The sequence below is a fragment of the Trichlorobacter lovleyi genome, assembly GCF_015239775.1.
GTDB classification, from domain to species: domain Bacteria; phylum Desulfobacterota; class Desulfuromonadia; order Geobacterales; family Pseudopelobacteraceae; genus Trichlorobacter; species Trichlorobacter lovleyi_B.
This window is the reverse complement of the sequence record NZ_CP058409.1, coordinates 1,396,546-1,414,510: the sequence shown is the minus strand read 5'-3', so window position 1 is coordinate 1,414,510 and position 17,965 is coordinate 1,396,546. Positions and strand designations below refer to the sequence as shown.

Genomic DNA, 17,965 nt, shown 5'->3' with positions numbered 1-17,965 from the left:
TCACCCCTGCCTGCAGACAACAACCCGGTAGTAATCCTCTTCTTTCACCACCGTAACCTGATAGCCCATACTCCCCACCGCATCGCTAATGTGGGTCACCGAGTTACGGTTGTCGGACAAAAACAGCAGACTGCAATCACCTGTTTTCAGCTCCATCTTCAGACTGTTGACCTCCCGCAGGGCGGTCAACAGGGTCGAAGGACAGATCTGACCACGCAGATCAATGGTTTTACACTGGCTAGACGACATGACCACCACTCCTTCACTCAATATCAGCAGGCATTACCCAATGCGTTAACAACAACCCGCCAAGCCAGGCTCCCGGTAACAGCCCGAGCAAAAACAGCATGCTCTGCAATGCCAGTATCGGCAGCCCGCCGAACAGGTGCCAGATATTGCAGGCTGGAGCCATGCGCGAAGCAAGCCCCATGATCACACCCCCCAGCAACACCGAGACGGCCTGGCGCCAGGGCAGCCCGAAGTGCATGCGCCATTCCCCCAGCAATAACGCGGAAAGAGCTGAACCGACAATAATCCCGATAATCAGCGGATACTGCACCAGAGCAACACCATCGAATGCCGCCCCAGGCCCGCCAACCAGCACCCCGCCTCCCAATGGCGGGGTATAGTTAAGTGGCAGTAGCTTAAAATAGGACACTCCTGCAGCGACATCAGGCATAACCAGTTGCAGCAAAAAGGCCCCCATCTTGCTGTACGATGTCGTGATCCCCAACGGCATCCCCACCAACAGCACTGAGGCCGTCCCAATCAATGCCAGCAACAGTGCTGCCTTCCAGGGTTGCAGGTAGCTCGCCACCACGGCAGGCCGCTCCATCCGGCGCTGCCGAAACCAGACAAACAGCAGCGGTATCAGCAGCACCTCCAGCACCACAACCAGCAGCCAGGGTGGCTGCAGCAACAGTTGCGACAAGGTTACTGCTCTGGTAGGAAAGGCAACCGCCTTGGCAAAGACCGCCCAGGTGGGATGAAAAAAGGCGTAGAGTGTGCTTCCTCCGACCAGGCCGGCCAGGGCAAGCAGAGCAGGAAAACTGCCACTGCCCAGTTTATACAGGGTACCCACCACACAACCGCCTGCCAGCACCATACCGATCCCGAACAGCAGCCCCCCCAGCAGGTTAGCCAGCGAAGGAGGACCAAAGAAGGGAAACGGCAAAGCAACAAACCCGCTTAAATGGATCAGTTCAAACAGTGGAAGGGAAACGGCAAGCAGAAGAATCAGGCTTTTCAGCAACAGCGTACTACGAAACATAAACAGGTCACGGAACATACCGGCCACACAGTAGCCGGACCGGTGCATTACAAATCCCGCTGCCGCCCCCAGCAGCAGCCCACCCGATAGCATAAAAACATGCACCAACGACATGATCGCTCCCTCTATGTACTTGTTACAGGGTACACGGAGTTGCGCTATGGTGCAATGTTGTAGACGGACTTCTCAGCCATTTTTAAAATACTGCCAGTCAGGTTCCACTGCTGGTGGAGTCACCACAAACCGCACGTTCAATGTTATCTGCATGATCAGGGCTGTAATGACTCTTCAGTTACCGACAGGCCTGCCGTCGGCAGCCAGACCCAGAAAAGGGTACCGACACCCGACTTACTTTCCACCTCTATCTCTCCCTGGTGTTTCTGGATGATGTCGTAACAGATTGCCAACCCCAAACCTGTCCCCTTGCCGACTTCTTTGGTAGTAAAAAAGGGATCAAAAATCTTGCGGCGGACCTCATCGGTCATACCACAACCTGTGTCGCGTACCTTCAGCAGCACCCTGTCGCCATCCTGCCGAGTAGTAATAGTAATCTGTCCCTGTTTATCCATTGCCTGGGCCGCATTTACCAACAGATTGGTAATAACCTGATTGATCTGCTGTGGGATACAGACGATCTCGGGGATTTCGCCCAAGTGAAGCTCAAGATCAGCAACATACTTGATCTCATTACGCACGATATTGATGGTGCTCTGAACAAGTTGATTCAGGTCGGCCTTCACAAAGCGATTCTCATCGGCACGCGCAAAATTCTTTAAATCCTGCACGATCCGCTTGACCCGCTCGGCCCCTTCAAGCGATTCGTCAACCAGCGGTTGCATATCCTCAAGTATGTAAGCAATATCCAGCTCTTTTAAAATTGCCTGCTGTTCGGCAGAAGATCCGGCTCCGGTCATCTGCTGCTGTTCAAGAAAGCGATGATAGCGGATCAGGATGGCACTATATTCCCGCAACGTGGACAGATTACTCATGATGAACCCCATCGGGTTGTTGATCTCGTGGGCAACTCCTGCAGCCAACTGCCCTATGGAGGCCAGCTTATCCTGCTGCAGCATAATCGCATCTTTTTCCCGGTTTTTACGGAGTTCATCCTGGACCCGGCTTTCAAGCGTCAGATTAAGGCTTTCCAGACCTCCGGCACGCAGTTGCAATGCTTCCTGCGCCTTCTGACGTTCTGCCATTTCCAGTTCCAGCTGTGCCGCCTGTTGATGTAGTTCATCTTCCAACTTCTTGCGCTCAGTCATGTCACGGCTGATCCCTATCAAGCCGATAATCTGTCCCTGTTGATCACGCAAAGGGGATTTTTTCGTCTCTACCAGCACCTTGCGCCCGTCAGGATAGCTGATCCATTCTTCATTGCTGCGGGGCATGCCGATTGCCAGCATCTGGCGATCCTGCTCCCTGAAAAATTCCGCCTGATCATTGGGCATAAGATCGTAATCGGTTGAGCCGACAATATCTTCACGCGACCTGCCTACAAACTCCATAAAGGCCGGGTTGCATCCGAGATAGACCCCCTGTAAATTCTTAAAAAACATGATATCAGTGGTTGAATTAATTGTGGCAGACAGCAACGCCTTCTGACGGTCAAGTTCCTGCACCCGCTCGAAAATGGCGCTAGACATGGTATTGAAGGCAGCTCCCAGTTGTCCGAGTTCATCCCTCCCCTCCGGTAGAACCGTTGGGCTCAGGTTACCGGCAGCCACCTCCAGGCTGACTTTTGTCAGTGTACTCAGATGGCGGGTCATCCAGAGACCGATCAGCAAAAGTACGATCGAAGAAAGTACCAGCTCGACAGCAGCGATGCCGACCCCCTGCATGATCAGTTTGCTGCGTGCTTCATAAATTCTGGAAAGGTCGAGACCAAAGTGGAGCACCCCCAGTTGCTGACCGCTCTGACTGATCGGCACCGCAACCACATACTGCGGCAACAAGGGATGCAGCGCCATCTTCACCGTACTGCCTGCCTGAACTGATGGTTGAACAGTATCAATCCGACCGCTGGAGGCAACCCGCGCACCATAACGGTCACTAACGGCCAGATAGACCAGCTCCTCTGTGGCTCTGCTTTCATCCAGTACAGCCTGCAAGGTCGCAAAATCACGCTGCGCCAAGGGAGCCGTCAATGCTGCATTAAGAACCGGTGCAATCTGCTTGGCATGCCATGCCGCCTGCTTGGTCATGGCCCCATGCAAGAGGCGGGCGCTGTTAAGTACCAGCAGAGTCAGCATTAGTAGCTCGACCCCAATGGCAAGCAGTAAAAGCCGCCCTCTAACGGTCTGCCAGAGCATCGACTGTTTCATTTTTCGCTGGCCAGCACTTTGCGCACTTCTTCAGCAAAATGATCCATGCTTTTCAATTCATCACGTTTGAGCAGACGGTAGCCTTCCAGCTTGTTTGAGTTGAAATACTGTTTCCCTTCAGCACTGGCAGCAAACCCGCGCAAAGCCACTTCAATCTTCTTCTTCAGTGCAGCCCGGCGTTTATTCAACATATAGACACGTCCGGGCATTGACTTGCTCTGGGCAAACAGATGTAGTTTGCCCCGCAAATCCAGCGGCAGTTTCTGATAATTTGCCAGAGAAGTAAAACCGACTGCAGCCTCACCAGCCACCAGTAGGTGGGCAACACTGTCAGAGGCGCTGACATACTTAATCGGCATCCCCTGCAGGCTATTATCGGCAAGCCAATGCTGCCCCCATACGGTCACTTGCGATGTGGGACTCAACCCCAGAGCCGTTTTTCCTTTCAGGTCCGCTGCTGAGCGGTAGTGCGCAGTTGACGGCACCAAGGCGACCGCCTTGAAGTCCGCCTTATAGGTCACCAGGGGCTGATAACCGGCATCAACCTGCAACAGTCGGGCCTGCTGCCCTGTGGTTATTGCAACATCAAACTCCTGCGCCAGTCCACGCCTGGCAAAGGCATTGAAATCAGTAGCGGTGACAATATCCACCGGCATCCCCAATGACTTTTCCAGATGTAAACGTAACGGCTGATACATCTCAAGAATGATCCGGGCGCTGGTATGGGGCGCCACGCCAATAACCAGGATATCTGCTGCCGTTGCCTGCACAAACTGTAGCAACAGCATGGCACAGACCGTTACAAATATGACTATACTCTTCATAGATACCTCCTCTTCGGTTACCCGGAAATCTTACGTTACATCATTTAAGAAACCGCAAATGCCGCCAGTCTGTCGCTTTCTGTTCTGACTGCTGACCAAACTGCAGTACTGCGCTACGTACAGCAGCTTTTAACTGTCTAGTGTCCCATGGTTTCAGGAGCAGATTAAAGACGTCAGTCTCGAAGAAAGCCTCCTCATACAGTTCAAGACTGCCTTTTCCGGTCAGCAAAATACAGACTGCTTTTGGCTGTATTTCTTTTACCTCTCTAATAAATTCAAGTCCCTGCCTACCGGGCATCTGCTGATCGGATAGCACCACTTTACACGGCTGTTGTTTCAGCAGGTCAAGCCCTTGCTCAGCTCCAGATGCCAAATGCAGAATGTATGGTTCAGCATGCAGTGCCCGGCTCAAAGACTGCAGCACATGTTGTTCATCATCAACTATCAGAATGTGCGTTTCTAACACATGAGTCTCCTGTCCATGGAAATGAACTGGCTGTAATTGCAGCATGGACCGTTTACAGGCTTGAAGCAATTAGGAAAACCTCCGTCAGAAGAAGGCTGGAAACAGCAGAGCAGATGTAAGACCAGACCTACAATCACCATGTTTTGGCTCAGGGTGGGTAAGAAAACAAATCACCTACAGAAAAGCTTTATCGTTTCTTCCAAGTCGGCACGCATCAGTGGCTTGGAAATCAAACCATCAAAGCCCGCCCCTAGAAATGATTCATGAAAGTTACGACGGGCATAGACGGCCTGGGCAACGACTGGTGTCCGTTTTCTGCCCTGTTCATTTTCAACCTGCCGAATCTTTTGAACAGCTTCAAAACCGCTCAACTTCGGCATCTGGATATCCATCAAGACCAGATCAAAACTCTGCCGTTGCCAGATTGAAAGCCCTTCGTATGCATCTACAGCCACTGTCACTGCAAGCCCCATCTTGCGTAACAGCCCGGTTGCGGTCAGGGCGCTCAAATGATCATTCTCAACTAACAGCACCGAAAAATCCTGCGTCCACTGCCGTTCGTTAGTAACGACAATAATCGGCAACTCCACCTTAAACGTGCTACCCAAAGATAGTGTGCTTTCAACCCAGATCCTCCCACCTAATGCCGCTACCAATCGATTGCAAATAGCAAGCCCTAAACCAAGCCCTCCATGCTGGCGGGTATTTGACATATCTGACTGAGTTAAAATATCAAAGATCAGTTTTTGCTGCTCTGCAGCAATGCCAACGCCTGTGTCACTAACAGTCAACCGGACTAACGCCGCGCCGTTTTCTTCTACCACAACGGAGAGATTAACAATAACGTCGCCTTGATCAGTAAACTTGATTGCGTTGCCGACAAGGCTATGCAGTATCTGCCTGATACGTACGCTATCACCAATCACTTGCTCGGGTGTCAACGGGGCGATATCAAGTAACAATCGCAACCCCTTTTCAGAGGCTACCGACCGGTAATGCTTGATTACGTCCTCTACTGCAACTACTAGGGAAAACAGTTGTTCTGCCACCTGTATCCCTTCTGACTCCAAACTAACCAGATCAAGTAACGATGTAATCAAACTCAATTCATGGGCAGAAGAGACCTCAATCATCTCAAGATATGTCTGCTGTTCTGGTGTCAGATCGGTAAGTGCCATCAGCTGTGTACCACCCAAAATACCGTTTAACGGCGTACGTAACTCATGGCTGATGTTGGCAAGCAACTCGCCTTTGACTCTGGCTGACGACTCGGCAAGCTCTTTAACCGCCATTAACTCATCTCTGGCCTTTAGCCGTTCCAGTACATTCCAGCAACCGCCCATGAACAGCTGCAACTGCCGGACGTCATCTTCAGTATAGGGTTGTTCCTTGTTGCCAACTCCGACCAGGGCGACAATTCTGTTGCTGCGCATGATCGGCAAACTAACATATCGCTCAAGCAGCAGAGAACACTCCGGGAAGTTCTTTTTTAACGGATTGTCAGCAACATAGTCATTGGTGATAATCGGCTTACGCTGCCGGATTGCCTCGCCCCACAGCCCGATCCCATCCAGCTCCCAGACCCCTCGCTCCACCTGCGCTGTGAAGGATGATGCCACAGCATGCGACCAGGCATACAAAGTCAGGAGACGGGAATCCTCTTCATAGATAAATATGTAGCCGACACAACTTTCTGTCAGTGCAACAGCTTCTTCGAGCGCAGAATCAAGCAGCTCGTTACAGCAGCTATAGCCAGCAGCATACAGTTTCAGTTGAGCATTTTGGCAACGCATATATCTAATAAAACGCTCCGCCTGCATACGCTGAATAGATATATCAGTACTTGTTGAAACTCGAAAAGCAGTACAACCGTGGCTGTCTCTGAAGATTGTCGCCTCAACTCGTACAGGAAAGCGACTACCATCCTTACGGATATGAATTGACTCGTAAACAATATGGCCTTTCCTATCAAGGTCAACAAGCAGCTCACGGACTTGATCATGGACTTCAGGCGCGTATATCGTGAAAATTGAAGCATCTGCCAGCTCTTCAGGTTGATATCCCAGTTGGGTGGCAAAAGCGGAATTTACCGAAACAAACCGCTCTGTAGCCACATCAGAAAGGGCAAGGCAAAAATCTGCACTTTCAAAGACCTGCTGCCACTGTACGACATCAAATAACCGGTCAGGTTTCTGGGACATCAGGACACTCTTCTCTTTAAGACAGTTTGGACCCGGTGGGTATTTTACTCATATCTATCAATGAATATCGACGCTATATCAGTTCAGTTGATAAGCCACAGCATAACGGATCAGAGCCGCGTTATCCTTGAAGCCCATCTTGGCGCTGAGCCGGACCTTGTAAGTACTGACTGTTTTGATGCTCAAGCCGAGGTCGTTGGCAATCCGTTTCAACATATATCCCCTGGCAAGCAGCCTGAATATTTCCATTTCTCTTCGAGATAGCCGTGTATGGGGTAGCTCCTCAGCTTTACAGTGCTGTAAGACCTGGCTGATCAGCAAAGATGAAAAAGAGCTACTCAGATACCGTTCTCCTGCCAGGCACTTTTCAATGGCCGTCAACAATTCATCAGCAGCCTCCTGTTTGGTCAAGTAACCGCTTGCGCCAAGTTTCAAAGTCTGCAAGGCAAACTGTTCTTCAGGATACATGCTCAACATAAGCACGGGCAGCGCCGGGTAGCAGGATTTCAGCTCAGGCAGTAACTCCATACCATTGGTGTGAAGCATGCCGATATCGAGAACAATGAGATCAAAGTCCTGATGAGCAAGCTTGTCCCGGGCTGCAGCAGCACTGCCAGCATCATCACAGGTGATCGTGCCGGCAGGCATCCGCTCCATCAACATCGAACGTAACGCCTGACGGAACATGGTGTGATCATCTATAATCAGTATCGTTTTCATTGTTTTCTTGCTGTTAGTTTCTAATTCCATGCAGGAACATACCACGCACCATATCAGCAGGATCTGAGGCAGAATCTGAGGCAGGATCAAGATCCAGAAAGGCCTTCTCGCACTGCCTGCGCAGATCATTAAGCGCATCATCGGAAAGTTCCGGCAGCATCAGGTTACCCTCCTGATCCCGCTCCAGTCGGCTGATCCCTGGATGCAGCTTCTCCAGGTCATCCATGTCATGCTGCTGCTGGAGTAGCCCGAAAAGACGCCAGGCCTCCTGCTCGGTATCATGTTTCAGCAGGGCATCACGAATAGCCTGTTTCAGATCATTATCCTGCCAAGGCTTGGTCAGAAACTTGTAAATTCCGCCGTCATTAACAGCCCGTATGGCCGCGTCCAGCGTGGCATGACCAGTCAACAGAATCCGCACCGTACCCGGGTACCTGCTTCGTGCAATGGCAAGAAACTCTGAGCCTTGCATCCTGGCCATCCGTTCATCAGAGAGCACCACTTTAAATGGCTGTGCCGCCATCCGCTCCAATGCCAGCTCACCACTCAACTCACTCACCACCTCATATGGTTCGCCCCGCAGCGCCCTGGTTATGGCAGAAAGCACCGAAGGTTCATCATCTACCAGTAAAATTGTGTCAGACATAGCCTCCACCTCTCAGACCATTACTCCGGCTGTTGTCCGCCCCTTCCGCAGGATACAGATCGGTTCATCCGTTGGATCGAGCTCAAAATAGCGCCGTAAGGCACCAATATGTTTGGCACCAAGGGTAACGCCAACATGCAACAGCAGTATTCCGCTGCCGCTGTAGATACTCCTCGCCAGCGTCATGCCAGGTTCCAGGTCGTCCAGTTTGACATCCCGCTCCCCGGATTCCAGACCGCCACTGAACCTGGGAGGAGGTAGGTAGACATACTTGGTAAACTTGCGAAACAGCGTACGCAGTGCAGGGTCAAGCGCCTTTCCGACATGGATATCAGTCCACTGGAGCGCCTGCTCAGCCACATTGCCCGAACATTGGCGGGCAGCACGATCCATCAGATCTGCATACGCAATGATTCTCGCTCCGAGCGGAATCTCATCGCCTGCCAGATGATCCGGAAAACCGTTACCATTAAACATCTCGTGATGATGCCTGATCAGAACACCTGCCGGCCGCAATTCTTCAATCGGATCTATCAGCAGCTGGGCCCGGATCGGGTGTTGAGAGTATTCAACAAAATCATCCTGCGAAAGTGACTCGGGGCTAACCAGTGTAATCCGTTCTGAAAGCCCTATCTCCCCAATATCATGCAGCATAGCGGCAGTACGGATAATCTCCTGATCATCCTTAGCAAGCCCCATCTCGCCTGCAACCAGCACCGAGAGTTTTGCCACATTGGCTGCGTGTTGCCTGCTCCTGGCTCCGCGCATCTCAACCAGCGAACCAAACGAACTGATCAAACTCTGAAAGGCCTCTTTCTGCTGTTTAATGAAATTATGCAGTTCTTCATTCTTCTGGCGTATAGCGGCGGTCTGCTGCAGGACACGCTCTTTCAGGTTCTGATTCCAGTCTTGCAGTTCTTTGTTCTGCCTGCTGACCAGTTCTTGCAGCCGCTTGTTTTCATAGCTCAACGAGTAGCTTTCCACAGCAATGCGCACTGCCTGGAGCAGATCCGTATCATTCCAGGGTTTGCTCAGGTAACGGGAAATCCCCCCCTGGTTAACGGCATCAACGGCGTCACTTATGTCAGAATAACCGGTCAAGAGCATCCTGACCGATTCCGGCGCAAACTCACGGGATCGTTTCAGAAATTCTGCACCATTCATAGCTGGCATCCGCATATCAGAAAGAATCACCGCAACACCACGTAGCTGAGAAAGTAGTTGCAAAGCCTCTGTTCCAGATGCTGCCGTAACAATCCTGAAGGTTTCCCGCCGTAACAGGCGCTGAAGTGCCTGGAGGATATTGAGTTCATCATCAACCAGTAAGACCGTTGTCTCAATGCGGTCTACGCTGTCTGCCACAACCTCCATGGTCAGCCCCCCTCTTCCAGCAGAACCAGTATCAGCATTACGCCATCCGACTTCCCTTCCTGCAGGAATTTGGTCAGCACCCTGATCTGCTTTTCATTAACCGTAATAATGCAGTTCTCCTGCTTCGGGATATAGTGACGCAGTACTGCATCGTAAATGCCGTTCAATACAGAGGTAGCCGATTCACCCAGCGGAGCAACGGATAATCCCAGTATCAGCCTGGCACGTTCATTCATGCTGACAACTTCAGAGTTCCGGTCAATACCGATCAGCCCCACCGGCATCTGATCCAGCAGTGTATGATACGCAGAGATAGTAATAGTCTGATTATTCAGATTTTTTGTGTGCAGCAGATCAAGGCAGTCTATTGACTCGCTCAGAGCCTGTAGTTGTTCCTTTGAACGCCTGTTTGCGGCGTGAATCTCGATGGCCTCCTGTACTGATTGCAAAAGAAACTCCTCATCCCAGGGTTTTGGAATGAACTTGTAGATATTCCCCTCATTGGTGGCAGAAATAATGGCACTGGTGTCGGCAAAGCCTGACAGGACCATGCGCACCGTGTCTGGCCAACGGATTCGCACCGCCTTCAAAAATTCAACACCGTTCATTTCCGGCATGCGGTAGTCAGAAATGACCAATTGAAACGGTTCTGATGATTCAAGTAAAGTCAATCCATCACGACCGGATGTACAGCTGATCACCTGGTAGCCGGAACGCCTGAAAAATCGATGCAGGGCATTCAGAACAGACTGTTCGTCATCAACCAGCAGGATCCGGGTATCAGCTTTCATACATCCTCCTCTCCCTGATTAATCGGTAGACGCACCGTAAAGGTTGTTCCCCTTCCTAGCTCACTTTCAACGGTAATTGATCCGTTATGTTTCCTGATAATGTCATAGGTAATGGTGAGCCCCAGACCGGTTCCCTTGCCGACCGGCTTGGTAGTAAAGAACGGTTCAAAGATACGTTTAACAATTTCAGGGGAAATGCCGGATCCGGTATCTGCGATCTGAATCAGCACCTCGCTTTGTTCGTGCCATGTTTTTACTGTAATGGTGCCTGTTCCTGTGATTGACTGAGCTGCATTTACCAGCAGGTTGGTGACAACCTGATTAATCTGCTGACTGTTACAGTACACTGGTGGCAGATCTCCCAACTGCAGATCAAGTTGTGCAACGTACTTGAGTTCATTTTTTACGATATTGGTGGTACGGCGAATGCACTGGTTAAGATCAGACTCTCTCACCATGTTTTCATCAATCCGGGCAAAGTCTTTCAAATCAAGCACAATCTGCTTGACTCGGTTGGCCCCGTCCTGTGACTCCCGTACTAGAGAGCCTACATCATCACAGATAAAGGCAATGTCGAGCCGCTCACGCAAAACCCCTACATGCCCCTTCTGCTCAGGGGGACAAAAACGATCAAGCATCACTTCAAGCACCTGAATATACTGGGTCAAATTCTCAACGTACTCTTTAAGACTACCCAGGTTGCTCATAATGAACCCCATCGGGTTGTTTATCTCATGGGCTACGCCAGCTGCAAGCTGGCCGATACAGGCCATTTTATCCTGCTGGAGTAGAATACGATCCTTTTCAAGGCCGCGTAGCACTTCTTCCTGAAAGAGATCTCGCAGTTCCTGCAACTGTTCCCAGCAGGGCGGTTCCCCTGCAGATGTTGCGCCACATTTTTCAGAACTGTTCACAAGAGCAACCTCCATGGTTTCTGATTGAAAATGACACGATTCAATCACAGCCTGTGCGTACTCTGAGACAGATAAAACGGTTCGGCGGTCACAACACTTCGTCGCAAAACAGGACAAGCACTATATCTGCGGTACAATACTGTCGTGAGACATGGCCTTTTCTGCTTTGTCATTAAGAGATGACAAAATCATATCCAGCACTTCACGTTGGGCCGCTTCAAATTTATTCAATACAGCCAGACAACGACCGGAAGGACAGACCTTATGCAGAAATGCTGCATCATGACCTGAAAGCAGCACAATTCTGTTGCGTTCAACACCGGCCTGAATGGCATACTGCAACAACTTTTGCCCATCAAAAGGAGGCACTTCATAATCAATCAAAAGCAGGTCATACTTTTCTATTCTGAGCAGTAACAGGGCTTCCAGAGGATCTGCACAGGCAACCATACTGAGGCAGGGGTAGTACTCAGCCACATGTGACTTCAGTTGGCTATTGAAACGCCTGTCATCATCAATCAGCAGTATCTTCACCATGAGACTGCCCCTTTCGCAGGATAGAACGGTCTGCTGTCGTTATCAGCATGCCTCGGGAAAGAACAGGAAACAATTCGGAAAATAGCTGTCGGAGTACAACAGACACTGACAAAATGACCGTAAGAATGATCCTACAATAAAGGATTGCTGTCAGATGCAGCAGGAAGGAAGAGCAGGAGGGAATATTGAGGAGCCAGGATAGCTGCGCTTCAAGTAAGCTGATGATTGTTGGCGTATGCGATCAAGTCAACATCGTTATGAAAACCCAGTTTTGCGAAAAGACGGGCTTTATAGGTACTGACTGTCTTGATACTCAGTTCCAGGTCAAGCGCAATTGCCTTAAGGCTTTTGCCTGTTGCCAGGCTACGCAGGATCTGAAATTCGCGGTTAGAGAGTGTCGCATGGGAGGGGCGGCTGTTATCACCGCTGGCAAGGGCCTGGTTGATGAGACTAGTGGAAAGACTCTGACTCAGGTAGCGCTTACCTTTTAAAAGCTGACCCACCGCCAGTAACAACTCATCAGCAGCCTCCTTTTTGGTCAGATACCCCGAAGCTCCCAGCTTTAAGGAACGCAGGGCAAATTGTTCTTCAGGAAACATGGAGAGCATAAGCACCGGTAGTGTTGGCCAGTTCTCATGAATAATTGACAGCAACTCCAGCCCTCCAAGCTCCGGCATTGCTATATCAAGGACAACGAGGTCGTACCTATACTGTTTGAGCAGCCCCAAGGCGTCCTCTCCGGATCCGGCCTCATCGCAGCTCAGCAGCATGCCATCTTCCTGGAGTACGGAAAGAATACTCACCAGTCCTTTGCGCACCATGGCATGATCGTCAACGAGTAACAGCCGCTTCACAGACCTGCCTCCTCTACTTTTTCAGGCACCTGCGCCTCCACAATGGTTCCACCGCCAACCCGGGGACTGATACTGAAGCTACCTCCACAGCGGGCAACACGCTCTCTCATTCCCATCACTCCAAAAGCATTTGAGGCAGCGGTTTGTGCTTCTGAAACGCCCACCCCGTTGTCCCTGATCTGTAGCTGCAACCATCCATCCCGACGCCGCACTGTCAATAGCACCTTAGTTGCCTTGGAGTGGCGGAATACATTGGTGAGAGACTCCTGTGCCACACGGTACAGACAAGAGGCGACCTCTTGGGAAATAGGCTCTCCTGCCAACGTGCAGGAGGTCACGCACGTAATGTTGGTACGCTTTCGCACCTCTTGGGCTAAACTTTCCAATGCCGCTTCAAGGCCAAGTTCCTCCAGTACTTGAGGACGCATTGTCGAGATGATCCGTTGCACCGTGCCAATAGCTGCGTCAACCTGTTTTTTCAGATCACACAGGCGAGGCGTCAGGTCAATTACGTTGTCAGCGTGCAGCATGGCTGTTATTTCAAGATGCATAGCTGTTAAGGTTTGTCCCAGATCGTCATGAATATCACGGGCAATTGATCGGCGCTCATCCTCTCGTACTTTTTCAAGATGGGCGGAAAGCAGGGAAAGTCGACGATTTGACTCCTGGAGCCGGCGGCCCTGGGCCTCCATTTCCGAGGTATGCTGATGGAGGCTGGTTTCCAGTTGTTGGTTGGTATCCGAAAGCAGCTGAACCTGGTCATTCCGTAGTACGACCTGCTGGTATTCGTCAATCAGCTCACGAATGATCGTCAACAGTTCCTGAGAATCCCACGGCTTTGTCAGGTAGCGGTGAACCCGTCCGGCATTGATGGCTGCCAGCAGCAGGTCACTATCCGCATATGCCGAAAGGATCATCCTACGGGTATTCGGAGCCAGCTCGGCAACCTTACCGAGAAACATCTCTCCGGTCATGCCGGGCATACGAAAATCTGAAATTACCACATGAAACGGCCCGTTTTGTTGCAACTCCTGCAAGCCCACCTGGCCATGCAGAGCGGTTTTCACCTCAAACCGGTAACGCCGCATAAAACGGGTCACGGCAGCCAGTACCCCCGGATCATCATCAACAAACAACAGACGGGGACGGGTAACTATGGCGGATGGTGGCAGGCTGTCTATCATGGCAGTTTTACATCCACCTGTCTTCAGTCAAACCACCCCCTTACGGCTGTTCAAACTGCCGCCTGATTTCTTCCATACGCCGCCGGTTTTTACCCAGATCCCAATAGCCCAGGCGTGCAGCCGAACGGAGATGGATCACTGCCAGCTCCCGATCCAGCAGAAACACGCCGTCATCCACAAATCCCAGCAGGGTTCTGAATTCAACCTTGATCAGATCCTGATCAACGGCAATCACAGTGGTATCTGAGCGTTCCAGCAACAGAGCATGCAGGCGTCTCAAGGCCTGGTCAGGGTCCCCCTTGATTGAAAACGGAGCGATCCGGTGGCTGTCTTTTGCCTGGCTGCAGACACAGTTGGGTGATGCCGGACAGGGAGGCAGTTCTGCACCGTATGCAGAGGTAATAATCATGGCGGATACCAGTGCAAGCAACCGGTTCATTGACACGGCATGTGCGCTGAGCAGCCTCATCTCCTGAGACCCGTCCAGCAGTTATTGCTTCTGTTGATGGGCTTTTCTGCCATGCACCCGTTCATAGGCCCGACAGAAGGGACAGATATCCTGCTCAATCCCCTTCACCAACCTGAAGGCAAGCCCCTGCTGCTGCTTGCGGGCATGACGGCAGACCGGACACAGCTCGCAGACACGGGCCAACTTCAGATCCAGTGCGGTAGCACCTGCGGTACGGATCAACGCCTCGATCTTTTTGCCTGTGGCAGACACGGCCACTTACCCCAACCCCAGCTTAACGGCATAGCGCACCAGCTCGGCCGTGGTATGGATATGCAGCTTGTGCATGATATTGGTACGATGGTTATCCACGGTCTTGTTGCTGATACCCAGCAATTCACCGATCATGCGGCTGTTCATCCCGCTGGCCACCAGCCTGACCACCTCACGCTCCCGCTCCGTTAATGCCGTTGAGGAGGTCACGGGTTCATGTTCTTTCAGCAGGGTACTGCCATCTGCCACCTTCCGCAGGATCACCAGCAGCTGCTCAAAGGCAAACTCCTTGTTGACGTAGCCGTTTACCCCGAAACACCTGGCCCGCTCCAGCATCAGCGGATCATCGTGGGCAGTCAGAATAATCACCGGCGTGGTATCACCTTCGCGCCGCAGGGTTGCCACGACTGAAAGCCCATCCAGGCCGGGCATTGAGATATCCAGAACCGCAACGGTTGGCCGCAGTTGCCGGATCAGCTCCAGGGCCTCATCACCCCGGCTGCATGCGCCAACCAGCTCACAATCTTCTGTCATGGCGATCAGGGAGCATAACCCCTGACGAAACATGGCATGATCATCAGCAATGACCAATCGGATCAATGACATGGCAACTCCATAAAAATTCGTATCCCCTGCCCGGCAGGAGATTTAATCACCAGAGCGCCTCCGGCAAGGGCGGCCCGGAAAAGCTCGAGCTGGCATTGATCACTGACATTAGCGGAATCACCGGCCGGCTGCAACAAGTCGATCCGGACGGATACAACCTTCAGCCGTTCCGGCAGGCACTCCTGCTAGCGTAAAAACGGGACAGCGTAAAATAAGGCAGCAGGTCAAGCCGGCTGTTAACAGGCCGTACAGGACACACCGAAGAGATCGGTCAGTTGCAGTTCTTCCAGCAGCTCACACAAACGTTTGTCTCCTGCCAGCAGGGTCAGTTTGACTTTTTCACGATTGACCAGTTTCATCAGATAGCCGATTACTGCCGACGGCAACGCAAAAGAATCCTCAATCCGCAGGGTAATGGCCGTTACTCCGCCATCATGCAGCTTTTGCAAGGCCTCACGCACGGAAATGCTGTCATTAATGGTCTTGATCGTGCCACTGACAACCAGTTCATGACTTCCAACGGTCCTGATCTCCATAACCAGCTCCTTTAGGTCAGCGTATTTTCACCTTCGAACATCTGCATCAGCAGCAGCCGGTTTCCGGCCGGATTGTACCTGACCAGATCAACCGAACGTTGCATTATCATGAATCCCCGCCCCGCAGTTGCCGTGGCAACCGGCTTCCGGTCAGGCCGCTGCGGCACCTCAAAACCGGGACCGGGGTCCGCCACCTCGACCCACACCTGCAAACGGCCCATCCGTGGCACAAGTATCAGCTCCAGGCTGATTTCCACCCCTTGCTCCGGTGCTGCCGCCATCACCAGTTCATCGTACGCATCATCCTGCATCAGACGTTGCTTGTCCGCCCCAAGACGCAGAAAACCATGTTCAAAGGCATTCAATAGCGCCTCACTCAACGCCAGTTCCAGGTTGTCCAGGCGCTCACCGGCAGCCCCTGCTGCTTGCAGCTGCTGACTTGCCTGACTTTGCAGGTAAGAGAGGCCGGCCAGGGTCGGTGGTGCTGTAAAGCAATAGCGCTGTCCTTCGGTAGCCACGGCAGTCAGCCTGACGATCGTGATATCGTCATCGTTCTGGCTGTCATCGCTCTGAGAACGATACTGGGCAAACAGTTCACGGGTGGTGGCAGTGCCGAGCAGATCCGTGCTCAGACGCTCACGATACGCCCCGCCTTCCCGGGTCGACGCATCACCCAGCCCATCGGTTGCAAGCAGGATATCGCTGACCCCCTCCAGGTCGATCCGCTGCAGTTGCAGTGGCGGCAGAAAAGCGGAAACCGGCGGGTTTGCCCCCCGTATCCGTTCAACCCTGCCGTTACGCGCCAGCAGCAGAGCCGGCATGCCGCAGCTGGCAAGCTGCACTGATTTCCGCTGTGGGTCCAGCTCAAGCACCAGCCCGCTGAACACCTCATCTTCCAGCAGATTCTGGGCGGCAAAGCTCATCACGCTGGTGGCCAGGGCCGCGAATTCAGGCTCCCCGCGGCTGTAGCCCTGTACCGCATAGTTGAAGAACGCAGTGGCCAGCATGGAGGTAACCGAGGCGGACAGACCATGGCCCATGGCATCTGCCAGAAACAGCAACAGGGTATTGTCGCTCGTCCTGACAACCGAATAGCTGTCACCCGACATGATATCACGGGGTTGCTGCACCAGATCAACCAGCCAGCCACCCTGCTCAGCATGCTGGAGATACTGTGTCTCAAGCAGGTTGCTGACAATATGACGTTCCTTGGCCTGCGCCAGTTCCTGCTGCAGGGAGTGGTAGCGGTTGCGGTACTGCAGCAGTTCCACCTCCTGCTGCCGGGCCTGCTCAGCCACCCTTTCCAGATACAGCTCTCTGGTAACAGCAAACAGCGCCCGTTGCAAGGCATCGACCCGCAACGGTTTTGCCAGAAACTTGGAGACCCCCAGATTGATCGCCTCAACCAGATGGACATGCTCCAGCGAAGCGGTCATCAACAGTACCGGCGTCTTCTGGTTGCTTTTGCGAATCTCCCTGAGCATATCGATGCCATCCATGATCGGCATCATCAGGTCACTGACAATCAGGTCAGGCTGTTGCTGATGAAACTGCCGCAACCCCTCAGCCCCGTTCGGGGCGCTGTAAACATGACCAAAGAGCGGCTCCAGCATTTTACGGATGAGGGCTGCCCCAACCGGATCATCCTCCACACAAAGCACGGCAAGATCACTGGTGTAGGATTTCAATAACGGATCAATCATCGTGTCTGTTCACCCCTGAACCTTCTTTCCAACCGCAGGGCATGGCCCGCACAGTAGAGCGTGCCCGCCAGAAACAGTGGCAGTGCACTCCACACCGGATACAACCAGGCGCCTCAGAAACATGATGCTGCCGGTCCTGCCGCAATGGGCCGGCAACGAGGAGAAATGAATACGACGGAAGAGGTAAACGCGCAATCTAAAACAGACAGATCATGATCACGCTGATAACAGCTTTATCTACAAGGTGATCCACCCATGCCGGGTTGCATCCTGTATCCAGGACAGAGGGGATAGTTCAGC

Annotated in this window: 20 protein-coding genes; 1 reads left to right on the top strand and 19 read right to left on the bottom strand. The window is 52.3% G+C overall.

Annotation, left to right across the window (positions count from 1 at the left end; all coding sequences use genetic code 11):
- The 17 genes from FY034_RS06485 to FY034_RS06405 all read right to left on the bottom strand — a co-directional run bounded on the left by FY034_RS06485 (position 1) and on the right by FY034_RS06405 (position 15,426).
- Positions 1 to 249 (bottom strand): sulfurtransferase TusA family protein, encoded by a 249-nt coding sequence (locus FY034_RS06485; protein WP_265554570.1) that lies wholly within the window; start codon positions 247 to 249, stop codon positions 1 to 3.
- 13 nt (positions 250 to 262) lie between these two features.
- Positions 263 to 1,384, bottom strand: coding sequence for a YeeE/YedE thiosulfate transporter family protein (locus FY034_RS06480; RefSeq protein WP_265554568.1), 1,122 nt, complete (start codon positions 1,382 to 1,384; stop codon positions 263 to 265).
- A gap of 155 nt (positions 1,385 to 1,539) precedes the next feature.
- Positions 1,540 to 3,591: an ATP-binding protein gene (locus FY034_RS06475; protein WP_265554567.1), complete on the bottom strand. Its 2,052-nt coding sequence runs from the start codon at positions 3,589 to 3,591 to the stop codon at positions 1,540 to 1,542.
- On the bottom strand, positions 3,588 to 4,415 hold the full coding sequence (locus FY034_RS06470; protein WP_012469632.1) for a phosphate/phosphite/phosphonate ABC transporter substrate-binding protein: 828 nt from the start codon (positions 4,413 to 4,415) through the stop codon (positions 3,588 to 3,590). Before FY034_RS06470 ends, FY034_RS06475 begins: the two co-directional genes overlap by 4 nt.
- A 40-nt stretch (positions 4,416 to 4,455) precedes the next feature.
- Positions 4,456 to 4,881 carry a response regulator gene (locus FY034_RS06465; protein ID WP_049759620.1) on the bottom strand — a complete coding sequence of 142 codons (426 nt, stop codon included), beginning with the start codon at positions 4,879 to 4,881 and terminating at the stop codon, positions 4,456 to 4,458.
- Between the two features lie 170 nt (positions 4,882 to 5,051).
- Complete coding sequence (locus FY034_RS06460; RefSeq protein ID WP_012469630.1) at positions 5,052 to 7,082, bottom strand: hybrid sensor histidine kinase/response regulator; 2,031 nt, start codon at positions 7,080 to 7,082, stop codon at positions 5,052 to 5,054.
- Positions 7,083 to 7,160: 78 nt separating this feature from the next.
- Positions 7,161 to 7,832 carry a response regulator transcription factor gene (locus FY034_RS06455; RefSeq protein ID WP_012469629.1) on the bottom strand — a complete coding sequence of 224 codons (672 nt, stop codon included), beginning with the start codon at positions 7,830 to 7,832 and terminating at the stop codon, positions 7,161 to 7,163.
- The gene (locus FY034_RS06450; protein WP_012469628.1) at positions 7,816 to 8,448 is read right to left on the bottom strand and encodes a response regulator; all 633 of its coding nucleotides are present in this window, start codon (positions 8,446 to 8,448) and stop codon (positions 7,816 to 7,818) included. Before FY034_RS06450 ends, FY034_RS06455 begins: the two co-directional genes overlap by 17 nt.
- 12 nt (positions 8,449 to 8,460) lie before the next feature.
- Positions 8,461 to 9,819: an HD domain-containing phosphohydrolase gene (locus FY034_RS06445; RefSeq protein WP_265554562.1), complete on the bottom strand. Its 1,359-nt coding sequence runs from the start codon at positions 9,817 to 9,819 to the stop codon at positions 8,461 to 8,463.
- A gap of 2 nt (positions 9,820 to 9,821) precedes the next feature.
- A complete protein-coding gene (locus tag FY034_RS06440) occupies positions 9,822 to 10,610 on the bottom strand; it encodes a response regulator (protein ID WP_012469626.1) in 789 nt (262 codons plus the stop codon).
- Entirely contained in the window at positions 10,607 to 11,524 is a 918-nt protein-coding gene (locus FY034_RS06435) for a sensor histidine kinase (protein WP_049759617.1), read from the bottom strand. The genes FY034_RS06440 and FY034_RS06435 overlap by 4 nt, the downstream gene beginning before the upstream one ends.
- Positions 11,525 to 11,644: 120 nt before the next feature.
- Positions 11,645 to 12,061 (bottom strand): response regulator transcription factor, encoded by a 417-nt coding sequence (locus FY034_RS06430; RefSeq protein ID WP_012469624.1) that lies wholly within the window; start codon positions 12,059 to 12,061, stop codon positions 11,645 to 11,647.
- 209 nt (positions 12,062 to 12,270) lie between these two features.
- Positions 12,271 to 12,915, bottom strand: coding sequence for a response regulator transcription factor (locus FY034_RS06425; protein ID WP_012469623.1), 645 nt, complete (start codon positions 12,913 to 12,915; stop codon positions 12,271 to 12,273).
- Complete coding sequence (locus FY034_RS06420; protein ID WP_012469622.1) at positions 12,912 to 14,099, bottom strand: response regulator; 1,188 nt, start codon at positions 14,097 to 14,099, stop codon at positions 12,912 to 12,914. Before FY034_RS06420 ends, FY034_RS06425 begins: the two co-directional genes overlap by 4 nt.
- Before the next feature lie 40 nt (positions 14,100 to 14,139).
- Positions 14,140 to 14,568, bottom strand: a complete 429-nt coding sequence (locus tag FY034_RS06415) for a DUF1499 domain-containing protein (protein ID WP_012469621.1) — start codon at positions 14,566 to 14,568, stop codon at positions 14,140 to 14,142.
- 21 nt (positions 14,569 to 14,589) lie between these two features.
- Positions 14,590 to 14,820, bottom strand: coding sequence for a hypothetical protein (locus tag FY034_RS06410; protein WP_265554560.1), 231 nt, complete (start codon positions 14,818 to 14,820; stop codon positions 14,590 to 14,592).
- Between the two features lie 6 nt (positions 14,821 to 14,826).
- Entirely contained in the window at positions 14,827 to 15,426 is a 600-nt protein-coding gene (locus tag FY034_RS06405) for a response regulator (RefSeq protein ID WP_265554559.1), read from the bottom strand.
- On the opposite strand from FY034_RS06405, the gene FY034_RS06400 reads away from it, so the two are divergent.
- Positions 15,420 to 15,620 (top strand): hypothetical protein, encoded by a 201-nt coding sequence (locus FY034_RS06400; RefSeq protein ID WP_265554558.1) that lies wholly within the window; start codon positions 15,420 to 15,422, stop codon positions 15,618 to 15,620. The genes FY034_RS06405 and FY034_RS06400 overlap by 7 nt on opposite strands.
- 42 nt (positions 15,621 to 15,662) lie before the next feature.
- Here the strand turns inward: FY034_RS06400 and FY034_RS06395 are convergent, their stop codons facing one another.
- Together FY034_RS06395 and FY034_RS06390 are read right to left on the bottom strand one after the other, a co-directional pair.
- Positions 15,663 to 15,962, bottom strand: a complete 300-nt coding sequence (locus tag FY034_RS06395) for a hypothetical protein (RefSeq protein ID WP_265554557.1) — start codon at positions 15,960 to 15,962, stop codon at positions 15,663 to 15,665.
- Positions 15,963 to 15,973: 11 nt separating this feature from the next.
- Positions 15,974 to 17,665: a response regulator gene (locus FY034_RS06390; protein WP_265554555.1), complete on the bottom strand. Its 1,692-nt coding sequence runs from the start codon at positions 17,663 to 17,665 to the stop codon at positions 15,974 to 15,976.
- Between the last annotated feature and the right edge of the window lie 300 nt (positions 17,666 to 17,965).